19 protein-coding genes and 1 pseudogene are annotated in these 13,704 nt (G+C 70.4%); 10 read left to right on the forward strand and 10 right to left on the reverse strand.

The window, feature by feature from the left end; genetic code table 11:
* Window positions 1–285: pseudogene (locus R6V09_RS30130) on the reverse strand (DNA-binding protein); the annotation flags it as partial.
* A 130-nt stretch (window positions 286–415) separates the two neighbouring features.
* Between R6V09_RS30130 and R6V09_RS30135 the strand changes: the two are divergent.
* Window positions 416–1,396 carry a hypothetical protein gene (locus tag R6V09_RS30135; RefSeq protein ID WP_317884611.1) on the forward strand — a complete coding sequence of 327 codons (981 nt, stop codon included), beginning with the start codon at window positions 416–418 and terminating at the stop codon, window positions 1,394–1,396.
* Window positions 1,397–1,446: 50 nt separating this feature from the next.
* Window positions 1,447–2,109, forward strand: a complete 663-nt coding sequence (locus tag R6V09_RS30140) for an HAD family hydrolase (RefSeq protein WP_317884612.1) — start codon at window positions 1,447–1,449, stop codon at window positions 2,107–2,109.
* On the opposite strand, the gene R6V09_RS30145 is transcribed toward R6V09_RS30140, so the two are convergent.
* Window positions 2,088–2,336, reverse strand: a complete 249-nt coding sequence (locus R6V09_RS30145) for a hypothetical protein (RefSeq protein WP_317884613.1) — start codon at window positions 2,334–2,336, stop codon at window positions 2,088–2,090. The genes R6V09_RS30140 and R6V09_RS30145 overlap by 22 nt on opposite strands.
* 138 nt (window positions 2,337–2,474) lie before the next feature.
* Here R6V09_RS30145 and R6V09_RS30150 point away from each other — a divergent pair, with 138 nt between their 5' ends.
* On the forward strand, window positions 2,475–2,858 hold the full coding sequence (locus R6V09_RS30150; protein ID WP_019057239.1) for a cold-shock protein: 384 nt from the start codon (window positions 2,475–2,477) through the stop codon (window positions 2,856–2,858).
* Between the two features lie 43 nt (window positions 2,859–2,901).
* Here R6V09_RS30150 and R6V09_RS30155 read toward each other — a convergent pair whose 3' ends face one another.
* The 4 genes from R6V09_RS30155 to R6V09_RS30170 form a co-directional block, all read right to left on the reverse strand.
* On the reverse strand, window positions 2,902–3,750 hold the full coding sequence (locus tag R6V09_RS30155) for a 1,4-dihydroxy-6-naphthoate synthase (protein ID WP_317884614.1): 849 nt from the start codon (window positions 3,748–3,750) through the stop codon (window positions 2,902–2,904).
* Window positions 3,740–4,426, reverse strand: coding sequence for a futalosine hydrolase (locus R6V09_RS30160; protein WP_317884628.1), 687 nt, complete (start codon window positions 4,424–4,426; stop codon window positions 3,740–3,742). The genes R6V09_RS30155 and R6V09_RS30160 overlap by 11 nt, the downstream gene beginning before the upstream one ends.
* Window positions 4,396–4,860, reverse strand: coding sequence for a DUF2771 domain-containing protein (locus tag R6V09_RS30165; protein WP_317884615.1), 465 nt, complete (start codon window positions 4,858–4,860; stop codon window positions 4,396–4,398). The genes R6V09_RS30160 and R6V09_RS30165 overlap by 31 nt, the downstream gene beginning before the upstream one ends.
* A gap of 73 nt (window positions 4,861–4,933) precedes the next feature.
* Entirely contained in the window at window positions 4,934–6,358 is a 1,425-nt protein-coding gene (locus R6V09_RS30170) for an MFS transporter (RefSeq protein WP_317884616.1), read from the reverse strand.
* A 411-nt stretch (window positions 6,359–6,769) separates the two neighbouring features.
* On the opposite strand from R6V09_RS30170, the gene R6V09_RS30175 reads away from it, so the two are divergent.
* Window positions 6,770–7,696, forward strand: a complete 927-nt coding sequence (locus R6V09_RS30175) for a DUF3027 domain-containing protein (RefSeq protein ID WP_317884617.1) — start codon at window positions 6,770–6,772, stop codon at window positions 7,694–7,696.
* Window positions 7,697–7,732: 36 nt separating this feature from the next.
* Here R6V09_RS30175 and R6V09_RS30180 read toward each other — a convergent pair whose 3' ends face one another.
* The 4 genes from R6V09_RS30180 to R6V09_RS30195 all read right to left on the reverse strand — a co-directional run bounded on the left by R6V09_RS30180 (window position 7,733) and on the right by R6V09_RS30195 (window position 9,988).
* Window positions 7,733–7,990 carry a hypothetical protein gene (locus R6V09_RS30180; protein ID WP_317884618.1) on the reverse strand — a complete coding sequence of 86 codons (258 nt, stop codon included), beginning with the start codon at window positions 7,988–7,990 and terminating at the stop codon, window positions 7,733–7,735.
* Entirely contained in the window at window positions 7,987–8,334 is a 348-nt protein-coding gene (locus R6V09_RS30185; RefSeq protein ID WP_317884619.1) for a hypothetical protein, read from the reverse strand. Before R6V09_RS30185 ends, R6V09_RS30180 begins: the two co-directional genes overlap by 4 nt.
* 67 nt (window positions 8,335–8,401) lie before the next feature.
* Window positions 8,402–9,268 (reverse strand): helix-turn-helix domain-containing protein, encoded by an 867-nt coding sequence (locus R6V09_RS30190; RefSeq protein WP_317884620.1) that lies wholly within the window; start codon window positions 9,266–9,268, stop codon window positions 8,402–8,404.
* Window positions 9,269–9,475: 207 nt separating this feature from the next.
* The gene (locus R6V09_RS30195) at window positions 9,476–9,988 is read right to left on the reverse strand and encodes an ATP-binding protein (RefSeq protein ID WP_317884621.1); all 513 of its coding nucleotides are present in this window, start codon (window positions 9,986–9,988) and stop codon (window positions 9,476–9,478) included.
* Between the two features lie 156 nt (window positions 9,989–10,144).
* Here R6V09_RS30195 and R6V09_RS30200 point away from each other — a divergent pair, with 156 nt between their 5' ends.
* The 6 genes from R6V09_RS30200 to R6V09_RS30225 form a co-directional block, all read left to right on the forward strand.
* The gene (locus R6V09_RS30200) at window positions 10,145–11,020 is read left to right on the forward strand and encodes a helix-turn-helix domain-containing protein (protein WP_317884622.1); all 876 of its coding nucleotides are present in this window, start codon (window positions 10,145–10,147) and stop codon (window positions 11,018–11,020) included.
* A complete protein-coding gene (locus R6V09_RS30205; protein ID WP_317884623.1) occupies window positions 11,017–11,208 on the forward strand; it encodes a DUF397 domain-containing protein in 192 nt (63 codons plus the stop codon). Before R6V09_RS30200 ends, R6V09_RS30205 begins: the two co-directional genes overlap by 4 nt.
* Window positions 11,172–11,393 (forward strand): DUF397 domain-containing protein, encoded by a 222-nt coding sequence (locus R6V09_RS30210; RefSeq protein WP_317884624.1) that lies wholly within the window; start codon window positions 11,172–11,174, stop codon window positions 11,391–11,393. The genes R6V09_RS30205 and R6V09_RS30210 overlap by 37 nt, the downstream gene beginning before the upstream one ends.
* Window positions 11,394–11,593: 200 nt before the next feature.
* On the forward strand, window positions 11,594–12,607 hold the full coding sequence (locus R6V09_RS30215; RefSeq protein ID WP_317884625.1) for an ArsR/SmtB family transcription factor: 1,014 nt from the start codon (window positions 11,594–11,596) through the stop codon (window positions 12,605–12,607).
* Between the two features lie 129 nt (window positions 12,608–12,736).
* Window positions 12,737–13,405, forward strand: coding sequence for a Type 1 glutamine amidotransferase-like domain-containing protein (locus R6V09_RS30220; RefSeq protein WP_317884626.1), 669 nt, complete (start codon window positions 12,737–12,739; stop codon window positions 13,403–13,405).
* Window positions 13,406–13,485: 80 nt separating this feature from the next.
* The coding region (locus R6V09_RS30225) for a hypothetical protein (protein ID WP_317884627.1) at window positions 13,486–13,704 on the forward strand (219 nt) is incomplete at its 3' end.

The following is a 13,704-nucleotide window of genomic DNA, read 5'->3' on the forward strand; positions in this document are numbered from 1 at the left end:
CGGATCGCGCGCGTCGCCCGCCATCAGCCCGAGCAGCTCGTCGTACGGCGCCGGGTCCGCCGCCACGGCCAGCGCCTGGGCCGTCCGCAGCGTGAAACGGTCCAGCCGCTCCAGCGCCCGGACCACCGAAGCGCGCGTTCCGGCCCTGGTCGCGAGCTGGGTGAGATCGGTGGGCACGGGCGTGATGAGGTCGGGGCGGCTGCGCAGCAGCGCGGCCAGGGAGGCGTCGTCCCTGGTTCGGAGTGCCTCCGCGAGCGAACGGGGCGGCGTGGCCGGAGTGCTCATCCGACCCACGGTAGCGGGTGGGTGTGACCGTGGGGGAGCGCGCACGACGTGAGGTTCCCGGCACCGGGCCCGCTGGCGGTAACGTCTGTCACCACGGGGTATCCAACGCACCCGCCCCGGAGGGGACTTCGTGGGTATCGAGAGCGACCAGGTCGTCTACGAGTATCTGAGCCGCGTCGGTGACGTCGCGCAGCAACGCCAGCTGCCCTCGGTCACCCGGATGCGGCTGGTGTCGGAGCTGCGCAACGAGATCGACCGACGCCGCGCCGGAGCCACCGCCGACACTCCCGCCGCCGTCCAGCGCATCCTCAAGGGCCTCGGCAGCCCGGACGAGGTCGTCGCCGCGGCCGGCACCGGCGCCGGTGTCCCCCGGGCACCGTCCACATCCGTACCCGTACAGCGCGACCACGAGGACGATCTACGGCCCAAGGGCCTGCGCCGGGTCGTACCGCGTCCGCGCCCCACCAAGGCCGCCCCCGCACCGGAACCCGACAACTCCGCCTCTCCGCCGCATCTCGCGAGCGCGGCCGAGCTCGGCGACAGCGTGCTTCAGCCCGACTGGTGGCGGGTGGAGGGCAACGGGTTCGCGCTCGGCGACAGCGTGCCCGGGTTCACCGGCGGGGTGGAGATCCCGGAACTGCTCAAGCCTCCGCCGCCGAAAGAGCTCCCGAAGGCGCTCCAGAAGGAACCGGAGCCGGTGGCCGCACCGGTCGTCGAGCAGGCACCGGAAGCCCCCGCCCGCCGGCGCCGAGTGGTCCCCCGCCTGCCCACCGGGGGCTGGTCCAACCCCCTCCTCCTGATCGCCGCCGCGCTGCTCGTCGTGGGCGCCGTGCTCGGCAACTGGTTCGCGCTGCTGCTGGGTTGGCTGATCGCGTACGCCTCCCGGCGGCTGTCCGACGCGGAGACGAAGTGGGCGGTGATCGGTATGCCGACGGCGGCCGTCGTGGCCGGCATCGTCTGGCTGTGGGGCCGCAACGACGGCCGCTGGGGCACCCCCGTCGCCCAGGGCCACATGAACGACGCCATCTCCCAGACCTGGCCGTGGGTGGTGCGGGGCGCGGCCGTAGCGTCGGCGCTGTTCCTGGTGTGGCGCTCGCAGCGGCAGAGGTAGGACGAGGCACGACTGAAAGGCGTTCACCGGCACTGGGCACAATGGCCCATATGACCTCGCGCGCTCAGCACTCCGCCCCGCCCGCCCCGCCCGCTCCGCCCGCCCCGACCGTCGGCTTCGACCTCGACATGACCCTCATCGACTCCCGGCCCGGTATCCACGCCTGCTACCTGGCGCTGGCGGAGCGGACGGGGACGTACATCGACGCCGACCTGGCGATCACCCGCCTCGGACCGCCGCTCGCCGACGAGCTGGTCAACTGGTTCCCGGCGGACCAGGTGCCCGCCATGTCCGACCTGTACCGCGAGATGTACCCGTCGATCGCCATCGCCGCGACCCCCGCGATGCCCGGCGCCCGCGAGGCGATGGCGGCCGTGCGCGGGGCCGGTGGGCGGGCGGTCGTCGTCACCGCGAAGTACGAGCCCAACGCGAAGCTGCACCTCGCGCATCTCGGCATCGACGCCGACGCCGTGATCGGCGATCTGTGGGCCGAGCAGAAGGCCCAGGCGCTGCGCGAGGAGGGCGCGAGCGTCTACGTCGGCGACCACGTCGGGGACGTCCGCGGTGCCCGCGGCGCCGAGGCCCTGTCGGTCGCGGTGGCGACCGGGCCGTGCGATGCGGAGGAGTTGCGGACGGCCGGTGCGGATGTGGTGCTCGGCGATCTCACCGAGTTCCCGCGATGGCTTTCGGACTACCTCGTGACGCGCGCCTGACGCCGTCCGGCGGCGACGGATTGGAGTACGCCCGCGGCAGCGAGCAGGAATCCGACGCCCATGAGCATGCTCAAGAGGTACATGTACGTCGGAAAAGGCGTCGTGTGTAGCAGCAGAGGTACCACGGTGACGAGAGTGGCCACCGCACCGACGAAGAAGACGATGGCACCGGCACGGATCAGTCGGTCACCGGCCATTGCGGAATTCGTTTGGGTTTTGTCACGCACTGGACCAGGGTAGTTCCCTGCGCACAGGAACAGTCCGGCGACGTCTTGTCACCGGCCTGAAGACCATTAGCCTTGGTACCGGCAGTTCCCCAGCGTTTTCCGAGCAGTTTTCCGACGAGTACGAGGACGAGGACAGACGTGCCCACCGGCAAGGTCAAGTGGTTCAACAGTGAGAAGGGCTTCGGCTTTCTCTCCCGCGACGACGGCGGCGACGTCTTCGTCCATTCCTCGGTACTGCCCGCCGGAGTTGACGCCCTGAAGCCCGGACAGCGCGTGGAGTTCGGGGTGGTCGCCGGTCAGCGCGGCGACCAGGCACTCTCGGTCACGCTGCTCGACCCGACACCTTCGGTCGCGGCGGCCCAGCGCAAGAAGCCGGACGAACTGGCCTCCATCGTCCAGGACTTGACGACCCTCCTCGAAAACATCACGCCAATGCTGGAACGCGGCCGCTATCCCGACAAGCCCGCGGGCGCGAAGATCGCGGGCCTGCTGCGCGCGGTCGCCGACCAGTTGGACGTCTAGGGCCTGTCGTCTGGATGAGGCCCTAGCCGCGACACAGTCCGTTCTACGGGAATTCGAGCGCGTCCGGTCCGAGGGGCGGCACCAGCCCCTCGGCCGCCGCACGCGTCAACAGCCCCCGGATCGCGGCATATCCGTCCTCGCCGAGATCGGCGGTGAACTCGTTGACGTACAGACCGATGTGCTGGTCGGCGACGGACGGGTCCATCTCCTGGGCGTGTTCCATGACGTACGGACGGGAGGCCTCGGGGTCGTCCCAGGCCGCGCGGACGGACGACCGGACCGAGTCGGCGAGCAGGTTCAACCGCTCGGCCCCCAGCGACCGTTTGGCGATGATCGCGCCCAGCGGGATCGGCAGGCCGGTGGTCGCCTCCCAGTGCTCGCCCATGTCCGCGAGCTTGTGCAGACCGTAGTTCTGGTACGTGAAGCGCGCCTCGTGGATCACGAGCCCCGCGTCGACCTTCCCGTCCCGCACGGCCGGCATGATCTCGTGGAACGGCATGACGACGATCTCGCCGACGCCACCCGGAATCGTGTCCGCCGCCCAGAGCCGGAACAGCAGATACGCCGTAGACCGCTCGCTCGGCACGGCGACCGTACGACCCGTCAAGTCTCCCGGCCCCCGGGTGAGGACCAGCGGCCCGCAGCCCCGCCCCAGCGCGCCCCCGCAGGGCAGCAGCGCGTACTCGTCGAGAACGTACGGCAGCACGGCGTACGACACCTTCAGCACGTCCAACTCACCGCGCTCGGCCATGCCGTTGGTGATGTCGATGTCCGCGAAGGTCACGTCCAGCGTGGGCGCGCCCGGCACCCGGCCGTGCGCCCACGCGTCGAAGACGAAGGTGTCGTTCGGGCAGGGGGAGTAGGCGATCTGCAGAGGCTGCTCACTGGTCATACGGGTTCCAACTCTCCAGTACGGGCGCGCACTTCCCGAATCCCTCGGTCAGGGCCGCGAGCGCGTCGCCGATGCGCCAGGCGGCGCGGTCGCGCGGGCCGACGGGGTTGGAGACCGCGCGCAGTTCCAGGACGGGGACGCCGTGTACGACGGCCGCCTCGGCCACCCCGAAGCCCTCCATCGCCTCCGCGAGGGCCCGGGGGTGGCGGGCGCGGAGTTCCGCGGCGCGGGCGGCCGTACCGGTCACCGTGGACACGGTCAGTACGGTTCCGGGGCGGGCGCCGGTCGCGGTCGCCAGCGCTCGTACGAGTGCGGCCGGCGGACGGTGGGTGACGGTGCCGAAGCCGAGTTCGGTGACTGGGAGGAACCCGTCGGGGGTCTCCGCGCCCAGGTCGGCGACGGTGATCTCGTCGGCGACCACCAAGGAGCCGACGGGCGCCTCGGGCTGGAAACCGCCGCCGATCCCGGCCGAGACGACGAGGTCGTACGGGGCGCGGGCGAGGGCCGTGGCGGTGCCGGCGGCAGCGGCGGCCGGACCCACCCCGACGGCGATGACACTGATCCGGTCACCGGTCAACGCCCGTGCCACCGCGTCCCGTTCGGCCGGGACGGCGGTGGCGACGAGGACGCGTGGGGACGACGTGGTCAGGAGTCCTTCTTGAACTTGAAGGACCAGATGCCCTTGACCGTCTTGTCGCCCTCCTTGATGGAGACGACGGTGGAGTTGCCGGTCGCGCCGTACTGGGTGTTGAAGAACACGCTGCCCGGGATCGTCCGGTAGGTCTTCTTGCTGGAGTCGGTCAGCGGCTGACCGTTCATCAGGATCGTCCAGCCGTTGTCGGCGATCTTCGGGTCGACACCGAAGCGCACGGTCTCGTCCGGGTCGACCGAGATCGACGTGGAGGCCTTCAGGCACTTCGTCAGCTCCGCGGTCTTCACCGCGTCGCCGTCGTTGTAGCAGGTGGCCTCCGTGTGGACCGAGTTCCTCCCGACGGTGATCGTCGAGATCGGCGTCGGCTTGTCGCACGCCGACAGGACGAGCAGTCCGGCGGAAACGGCGCCGGCGGCGGCGACGGCGCGGCGGCGTCGCACAGCGGATTGCATGGTCATGGGGCGAAGGTTATCGGGCCCGTCCAGTACTCCCCCCACGTGGGGTGCGGCGTGCCGGACCCGGGGCCAAGGGTTAGGCCACTCGCGGGCGTCCGCTGCCCCCGTGACGTGCCGAGGCGAGCAGGCCGCGCAGGGTGGTCAGCCAGCCCAGGGCGATGACTCCGGCCGCGAGGGTGAAGCCGAGGGCGCCGTTCAGCGGCATGACAATGCCGATCGCGCCGCCCAGCACCCAGGCCATCTGGAGCATCGTCTCCGAGCGCGCGAACGCCGACGTACGCACCAGCTCGGGCACGTCCCGCTGGATCAGCGCGTCCAGGGACAGCTTGGCCAGCGCCTGGCAGAACCCGGCGGCGGCTGCGAGGCACGCCACCAGGGCCGCGCCGAAGAAGATCGCCGCCGTGATCGCCGCGCCCAGCACGACCGCCATCACCGTCACGATGATGATCTCCGGCGCCCGCTGCCGCAGCCAGGACCCGACCGCCGTACCCAGCGCGTTGCCGACGCCCGCCGAGACAGCCACGATGCCCAGCGACACGGCCGCGCTCTGCCCGGTCATCGGGTGCTCGCGGAGCAGGAACGCGAGGAAGAAGGTCAGGAAGCCGGACAGCCAGCGCAGGGCCGCGTTGGCGCCGAGCGCGTGGGTGACGGCGATGCCGACCGTGCGCAGCCCCGGACGCTTGACCTCCTTGGGATGCGGGCCGTGCAGATGGTTCTCGTCGGCCGCGAGCAGCGCCGTGTCCTCGCCCTTGGCCGAGTCGACCTTGGGGTCCAGGAAGAAACACAGGACCGTACCCGCGACGAAGATCACGAAGGCGCCGTAGAGCGGCCAGGGGTCGCCGATGGTGTGCAGGCCGCCCGCGATCGGGGCGGCGACGCCGGTGGCGAGGAGCCCGGCGAGGGTGACTCTGGAGTTGGCCTTCACCAGGGAGATGCGGGGTGGCAGCAGCCGGGGCACCACGGCGCTTCTGACGACGCCGTACGCCTTCGAGGCGACCAGGGCACCCAGGGCGGCCGGATACAGCTCCAGGCTGCCGCTGGCGACCGCGCCGGAGATGATCAGCGCGAGGAGGGCCCGGGCCAGCATCGCGGCGGCCATCGCGGCGCGGCGCCCGTGCGGAAGCTTGTCGAGAAGGGGCCCGATCACCGGCGCGAGGACGGTGAACGGAGCCATGGTGATCGCGAGATAGAGAGCGACCCGCCCCCGAGCCTCATCGGTCGGTACGGAGAAGAAGACGGTCGACGCGAGGGCGACGGTGATCATGACATCGCCGGCGCCGTTCACCGCGTGCAGCTCGATCAGCCGGCCGAGGCCCGACTCGCCCGCGCCGTGCGCGTGGGTCGCCTTGCGGATACCCCGGGCGGTACCGGTGACGGGGAAGTGCAGGGCACGACCCATCGCGCGGACGGAACCGCCGACCCGGCCCGAACCGCCACCTCGGATGTTCCCCTTGGCTCCACCGACACCGGTGGCACCTTGGGGCGACCTCGCGGCTGCCACCCCGTCATAGTGCCCCGAGAACGGCGCGAGTAGTGCCGTTACCGCACGTATGGCGGTCTGCGGGAATGGATTCTGGGCCGTTGCACAGGTCTCCTGCTGACGGTCGCACAGGTCACTGTCCGGTCTCTGTTCGGCCGCCGCGCACCGCCCAAGGGGCTGTCGGTGTGGGCGCATGGGCCGGGAGAAGGTAGCGTGCGTAGCGCGCCGTGGCGATTGTTCTCGGCCGCGCGCCTCTCGGCCATCCCGCAGAATGGATGGCGTAGGCGCGCCCGAGCGCGATCGGGCGCGGACGTCGACGCGGCCCTCCACCAGTGCCCCCAAGGGCCTGGTACATGTCTTTCAGCCGCTCCGTCCGCTCCCTTCGCCGCAACAGGCGCACCCGTGAGACGGCGTAGGAGAGAAGCGATACCTGTGAGCGCAGCGACCACGCGAAGCCGCACCCCCGACCGCCTGTGCGCCGAGGCAGTCGACCTCGCCCGTGCCGCAGCCGAGGAGGCCGCCGCGCCCGGCGTGGTCGGCGAGCACGCGGGCTTCGAATCCGAGGGCGACCGTGTGGTCACGCACTTCTTCGAGTGCAAGGAGTTCGGCTACCGGGGCTGGCGCTGGGCGGTGACGGTCGCGAGGGCGTCCCGCGCGAAGCTGGTCACCCTGGACGAGGTCGTCCTGCTCCCCGGCCCCGACTCGCTCCTGGCCCCCGAGTGGGTCCCGTGGAGCGAGCGCCTGCGCCCCGGCGACATGGGCCCCGGCGACCTGCTCCCCACGGACGCCGAGGACCTGCGCCTGGAGCCCGGCTACACCGGCGAGGACGAGCCCCCGCCGAACTCCGCGGTCTCCGAGGAGATGGCGGAGCTGGTCGAGGCGGAGGACGCGGAGGTGACGGCGGGGGTGCCCGCGGCTCTCCCGTTCGCGCCGACGCGCGGCTCGATCGCCTCGGTGGCGGAGGAACTGGGCATCCGCCGCGCCCGAGTCCTCTCCCGCTACGGCCTGCACGTCGCCGCCGACCGCTGGGAGGACGGCTACGGCCCCCAGACCCCCATGGCCCAGGCGGCCCCGGCGGCCTGCGTCAGCTGCGGCTTCCTGGTCGCCATCGGCGGCTCCCTCGGCCAGGCCTTCGGCGTCTGCGCCAACGAGTTCTCCCCGGCCGACGGCCACGTGGTGTCTTTGTCCTACGGCTGCGGCGGCCACTCGGAAGCAGCGGTCATGCCCAAACCGCCCCAGCCTCCGGCCCCGGTGATCGACGAGACGATGGTGGACCCGTTCCCGCTGCGGCCTTCGGCGGATTCGGGGTCGGTTTCGGTGGGCGTGGACGAAGATTCTGCGGAGTTGGGGCACTCATAGGGCTGGGAGGGCTGGGAGGGCGGGCCGGGAGACGGCTCAGAAGCCCAGATACGTGATCTGGACGACGTAGACGCGTTCGCTGCGTACCACGACCTGGTACGTGAACATCCCACCGGGGACGATGACGTCGCTCCCCTTCGGATCGATCCCCTCGTGGGCGCGCCCGTGGATGTGGAGTGCCTCGGCGGCCCTGACCAGTTCAGCGGCTTTGCGTTCCACGGCGGCGAGGAAGTCTGCGGGAGCCGTTCGGGCGGCTTCTTCGGCGCCGAAGGCGTACTCCCATTTCCAGCTCACCCGCGAACAGCCTTCATCGCCTCGTCGAGGACCGCGTTCAGTTCCTCCAGGGCTTCCCTCGCCGCGACCGGATCTTCGTGTTCCAGGTTGTTCTTCGCCCGGGCGTGGCGGCTGGACAGCTCCGGGCGGCGGGCGATCTCGATGTTCCTGGCCCAGGTCAGGACCCAGCTCTGCACAGGGCTGAGGGACTGCCACTCGACCGCTTTGGCGAAGGCGTCGTCCTTCATGGCCTGCATCTCGTCCAGCCGGCCTGGAGCGACGACGGCAAGGGCAGCACGCAGGGCATCGGGAGTCGGCTCGGGACGGGGGATCAAGTCGTGCCCGCGGTCGGCCTGAGTGCTCATGGTGTCCTCCAGTGGGTGCCCCGGCCAGCGTAACGAGCCCGAGGCCGGAGAACAGGACAGAACGGTCTCAGGCGGCGGCAACGGCGGTGCGGCAGGCATGGCAGCGTCCTGGGGTCGGTGAGCGGAAGGCGTGGTCGCAGGCGTCGCAGTTCTGGAGCGGGTGCCGGACCGGTGGTCGTGGGGCCGGGGCGTGGAACGGTGGTGGGGGCGGGAGTTGGGCCGTCAGGCGGTGGGCCAGGAGGGCTGCGGGGCGGCGTAGGGGGTCGGGTGGCAGGTCCGTGGTGAGGGTGTGGCGTACGGCGGTGGGGGTGACGTCTCGCTCCAGCCAGGCGGCGACTCCCGGGGCCAGGTGGGCCGTGTCGCAGGTCGACAGCAGCAGGCGGGGGTCGTGGCGGCGGAGGTCCGTGAGGAGGTCCGTGGCCTGCTGGATGAGGGTGGGGGAGGGGTAGGCCGGGCGCGGTACGGGTGGGAGCGCCTTGCGGGGTGCGGCGGCCTTGGCTGTTTTGGCTGCTTTGGTGGGCGGCGGTGCGTGGGGTCCTTTGTGGTCTCTACGGGCGTTGCCGGGCTGGTTGCAGGAGATGGTGCGGGTGATGATGCGGCCGTCGGGGATGCGGTGGCGTTCGCGGCGGAGGTAGCCGTGGGTTTCCAACTCCCGTAGCGCGGCGGCGATTCGGGTGGTGCCTTCGGGGAAGCGGGCGGCGAGGGTCTTGATGTCGGCGCGGGCGCCTTTGGGGAGGGACTGGATGTGGACGCCGAGTCCGATTGCCAGGGCCGAGAGCTCCGGGTGCTGGGCGAGGTGGTTGCCGATCACCGTGAAGCGGGTGGTGTGGCGGGTGTTGTCGTGAGTCAGTCCACCGGGCCGCTGGTTCGGGTGTTTGTCGGCGGTGTGCCGGGACTGGGCGCGCGGGGGCGCGCTAATGTCGTGCGTATCCATCGGGAAGGGTTCGACTTCCTAGGTGGTCAGGCCCTCGCCTTGGGATGCCAGTCCCGGCGAGGGCCGTCGTATGTCTGCGGTTGTGTTGGCCTGAGCGTAGATCACGCAACCCGCTCGGAATCCAGCCCAGTTGGCGATGTTCACCCGGATGGACGATCGGCGGGCCCGGCTGCCGGGAGGGTGGGGTGGGGCTTGGTGGGGGTTCTTTCACCGTCGTGGTTCTTGGGGAAAGGCGTCACTTGCACCGGAGTTCGGGTTTCCGGAGATCGGTGGCTCCGGTGATTCCAGTGATTCCGGTGCGACGTTCAGTTCTGCCCAGACCGTCTTGCGGGGGCGCCGGCTCGGGGACCAGCCCCAGCGGTCGGCGAGCGCGTCGACCAGCAGCAGGCCGCGGCCCGACTCCCCGTCCGTCGTGGCGTCTTGGGGGCGGGGCGGGCGGTCACCGCGAGTGTCGGTGACCTCGATGCGCAGGGTGTTGGCGATGACGTAGAGCGTGAGTCTGAAGTCCCGGCCGGGGACGCGGCCGTGGGTGCTCGCGTTGGTGGCGAGTTCGGCGACGAGTTGGCGGGCCGGGTCCAACGGGAGGCCCCAGGTGCGGAGTTGTTCCGTCGCGAGGAGGCGGGCCAGGCGGGCGCCGCGTGGGGTGGAGGACAGCTGCACGCTGAAGTTGCGCGTGGAGTAGTCGGGTTGGGCTTCGGGGGCGGGGGTTTTCTGAATCACGTCACTCAGCGTGGCCGTGCGTGCTTAACGTGAACAGTGACATGGCCGTTGCGTACGGTGACTGTCCAGGCGTTGTCCGGTCGTGTCCAAGCTGTCGAGGCCGGCCGTACGGGTAGGGGCGTCCCGGCAGGTCGTACGGATCAGGAGGGGCGCGAGATGTCGTTGGACGCGGGCGAGGAGCAGCTCAACAGCGAGGTGGACGAGCCGGGTTGGGAGGTGGATCCGGACGACGAGTGGGGGCTGGCGGTCCTCGCCACGGTCGGGCGGCAGTTGAAACTGCGGCGCGAGGCGGTGGGGATGCGGGTCGCCGACTTCGCGGTGGCGATCGGGTACAGCGAGGATCTGGTCTACAAGATCGAGGCCGGGAAACGGATTCCGAGGCCCGAGTATCTGGACAAGTCCGAGGAGAAGTTGGAAGCGCGCGGGCTGATCTCGGCGATGAAGGAGGACGTGGAAAAAGTCCGGTACCCGAAGAAGGTGCGGGACCTGGCGGAGAACGAAGGGCGTGCGGTGGAGATCGGGGTGTATGTGTGCAGCAGTATCCCCGGTTTGTTGCAGACGCCCGAGCATGCGCGAGCCTTGCTGGAATCGTGGCAGCCTGCCTATTCGCCGGAGGACCTGGAACGGCGGGTGGCTGCCCGGATGGCCCGGCGGAGCGTGTTCGATCGGTCGCCTGCCCCCGCACTCAGCTTCGTCCTGGAAGAGGCGACTCTGCGCCGCAAGGTTGGAGGCACAATGGTGCGGCGACAGCAGTTTGAACGTCTGCTGGAGGTGGGGCGGTTGAACAACGTCACGCTTCAGGTGATGCCGACGGACAGCGTGGCCCATCCCGGCATGAGTGGCAGGATCGAAGTCCTGAAGTTCGAGGACGGTACGGCGGTGGGGCGTTCCGATGGCGCGTTCAGCGGTCGTCCGACCTCGGATCCGAGGCAGCTTCGCATTCTTGAGCTGCGGTATGGCACCATCCGGGCGCTGGCTTTCCCGCCGGGGGAGTCGCTGGCGTTCATCGAGCAACTGCTGGGAGAGACATGATCCGCGAGCCCGAACTGGCCTGGTTCAAGAGCAGCTACAGCGACGGCCCTGACGGCGACTCCTGCGTTGAGATCGCCACTGTTCCCGGCGCGGTGCACATCCGTGACTCCAAGAACACCGAGGGCCCTCGGTTCACCGTCACCCCGGCCGCATGGACGGGTTTCGTGCACCAGCTGGGAGAAGCGTGACCCCGCCCGAACTGGCCTGGTTCAAGAGCAGCTACAGCAGCGGCCCCGATGGCGACTCGTGCGTGGAAATTGCTACGGCCCCCGGCGCGGTCCACATCCGTGACTCCAAGCACACCGAGGGCCCCCGCTTCACCGTCGCCCCGGTCGCCTGGACGAACTTCGTGACGCACACGCCCACCCCCTGACCCACCCCCCCCGAAAAAGTGTGACACTCCCCGCCGAACTGACACACTTTTCGCACACCACCACCCCCCTCGGCACGTGGCTTGCGAGCTGCTTGTGGCCGTACGGCCTCCTCTGGTCACCTGGTCGTTGCCTGCCACGGCGCTTCGGAGGGGGAACGGTGGCGTTCCGGGTCCATTTCACGCGCGACGATCTTCTTCGCGTGTCTCTCGCAGAGGGCATCGATCCCTTAACCGAGACGCTGGTCAGTCTGCAGCTTCTGCAACAGCCCCGGCCCGGCGCCGTGTTCGGGCCGTGGCAGCGCTGGGCGCGTCAACGAGTCCCCCGCTCCGTCCACCTCCTGCGCCCGCTGGTGCAGCCGGGCATGTACTGCCCGGACTTCCTGACGCCCCTGAACACCGCCGATCTCGACGCCGGCCTGGACGCGCTTCTCCATACGCCGAAATCCTCCCTGCGTGCCGACCTGGAAGCGTTCACCCGCTTCACCGGCAGACCCGTGCCGGGATGGGCAGTTGAGCTCGCCGACGGCTCCCCACGGGCTTTGGAGACGGTGAGCGGCGCGATGCGTGACTGGCACCGGGCGGCGATCGCGCCCATGCGGCAGCACATGTACACCCATGCCGAGGCGGCCCGGTCGTCCGCGGCGCGCACGCTGCTGGCCGAAGGGCTGGACGCGATGCTCTCCCGTCTGCACCCGACGATCCGCTGGACACCCCCCGTACTCGAACTCGCCCGTCCCGAACTCAACGAGGACTTCCACCTGGAAGGGCGCGGCCTGCACCTGATCCCCTCCCTGTTCTGCCGCGCACCCGGCATCACCCTGCACGCCGAGCTGCCCGTCCTGGCGTTCCCCGTCTCCCACGACACCGTCTGGACCCCTGAAGCGAGCCTTGCGCCGGAGGAGGCTCAAGGCGGCACTCTGGGCGCGCTCCTGGGGCCAACCCGCGCCGCACTCCTGCAGGCCATCACCGCCGGGCACGGAATCACCACCAGTGCCCTCGCCCGCCGCGTCGGCATCTCGTCGGCCACCGTCTCCCACCACACCACCGTGCTGCGTGACGCCGGACTCATCACCACCCACCGCACCGGCACCAGCGCCCATCACCTCTCCACCCCGCTCGGCAGCCGGCTCCTGAACGGCACGCCCGCGTGCGACCAGCGGTCTTTGAGCACCGTCGAAGCTCGTAGGCGAAAGCAGGCGGAGCGCCAACCATAGGAGTGCGCGCCGGGGCCGGAGGAAACTCGGGGGAGTCGCAAGGTCCTCCGGCCTCAGCGCGCACCGGATCGCAGAACGGCGAAAAGCGGGTTCGTTGCGCCCGCCCGACCCCCGTGCTTGGCTCGCCCGATGAATCTTCTGTTGACGGCGAGCGGTCTGCGCAACGAGACGTTGCGGGACGCGCTGCGGGACATGCTGGGCAAGCCGTTCGGCGAGGCGAACGTCGTGTTCGTTCCCACGGCGTCGGTCGCCGAGCCCGGGGACCATGGATGGCTCGTCTCGGACCTGAACCGGCTGCACGGCCTCGGCTGGCGGGAGTTCGACGTCCTGGAGCTCAACGGCCTGCCCCGGCAACTGGTGCTCGACCGGCTGCTCCACGCCGACGTCATCTACGTCGAGGGCGGCAACCACTACCACCTCGCGCGCAGCATCACCGGCAACGGCCTGGCCGACGGCTTCCTGAAGGCACTGGAGAGCCGGGTCTATGTAGGTGTGAGCGCCGGATCGATGATCTTCAGCCGCAACCTCACCGAGCACTCCGCCGACGTCATCGGGGACACCGCCGACCTCCACCTCCTCGGCGCGACGACCGTAGAGCCGCCGTTCGGCCTCTTCGACTGGTACCTCAAACCCCACCTGTACTCACCGGACTTCCCCGAACGCGACGACCCCTGGGCCGACCGCATCACCGCCCGCGCGGACTTCCCGATCTACTTCATCGACGACGACACGGCCATCCGCGTCAGGGACGGCGAGGTGGACGTCGTCACCGAAGGCCGCTGGCGGTTCCACCAGTAGGCCCCGGACACCGCCCCGGCATCCCCACCCTCCTGCGCGCGGTACCTTCATCGCGACGTCGATGAGGAGAGTGAACGTACGTGAGTAAGTTCGTGCGGCCCGCCGCCGAGGGTGCCGACCCGTTCGGGACCGCCCGTCTGCGGCGTGGGGTGCTCGACGCCTGGGCGACCAGCCCGGCCCGGTTCCGGGAGGACGCCAACGCCGAGGAGGACCTCGTCCTCGGCGGGTACCGGGACCGGCTCGTCGTCGAGCTCGCTCAGAACGCCGCCGACGCCGCCGCCCGCGCAGGCGTCGCCGGC

The sequence above is a fragment of the Streptomyces sp. W16 genome (assembly GCF_033194735.1).
GTDB lineage: Bacteria > Actinomycetota > Actinomycetes > Streptomycetales > Streptomycetaceae > Streptomyces.

What these genes read in the sequence shown, in the direction of transcription:
- R6V09_RS30205 (WP_317884623.1), top strand. Translation starts at nt 11,017, where the DNA reads ATGATCCGCGAGCCCGAACTGGCCTGGTTCAAGAGCAGCTACAGCGAC.
- R6V09_RS30165 (WP_317884615.1), bottom strand. Translation starts at nt 4,860, where the DNA reads ATGACCATGCAATCCGCTGTGCGACGCCGCCGCGCCGTCGCCGCCGCC.
- R6V09_RS30200 (WP_317884622.1), top strand. Translation starts at nt 10,145, where the DNA reads ATGTCGTTGGACGCGGGCGAGGAGCAGCTCAACAGCGAGGTGGACGAG.
- R6V09_RS30210 (WP_317884624.1), top strand. Translation starts at nt 11,172, where the DNA reads ATGGACGGGTTTCGTGCACCAGCTGGGAGAAGCGTGACCCCGCCCGAA.
- R6V09_RS30220 (WP_317884626.1), top strand. Translation starts at nt 12,737, where the DNA reads ATGAATCTTCTGTTGACGGCGAGCGGTCTGCGCAACGAGACGTTGCGG.
- R6V09_RS30140 (WP_317884612.1), top strand. Translation starts at nt 1,447, where the DNA reads ATGACCTCGCGCGCTCAGCACTCCGCCCCGCCCGCCCCGCCCGCTCCG.
- R6V09_RS30190 (WP_317884620.1), bottom strand. Translation starts at nt 9,268, where the DNA reads ATGGATACGCACGACATTAGCGCGCCCCCGCGCGCCCAGTCCCGGCAC.
- R6V09_RS30185 (WP_317884619.1), bottom strand. Translation starts at nt 8,334, where the DNA reads ATGAGCACTCAGGCCGACCGCGGGCACGACTTGATCCCCCGTCCCGAG.
- R6V09_RS30155 (WP_317884614.1), bottom strand. Translation starts at nt 3,750, where the DNA reads ATGACCAGTGAGCAGCCTCTGCAGATCGCCTACTCCCCCTGCCCGAAC.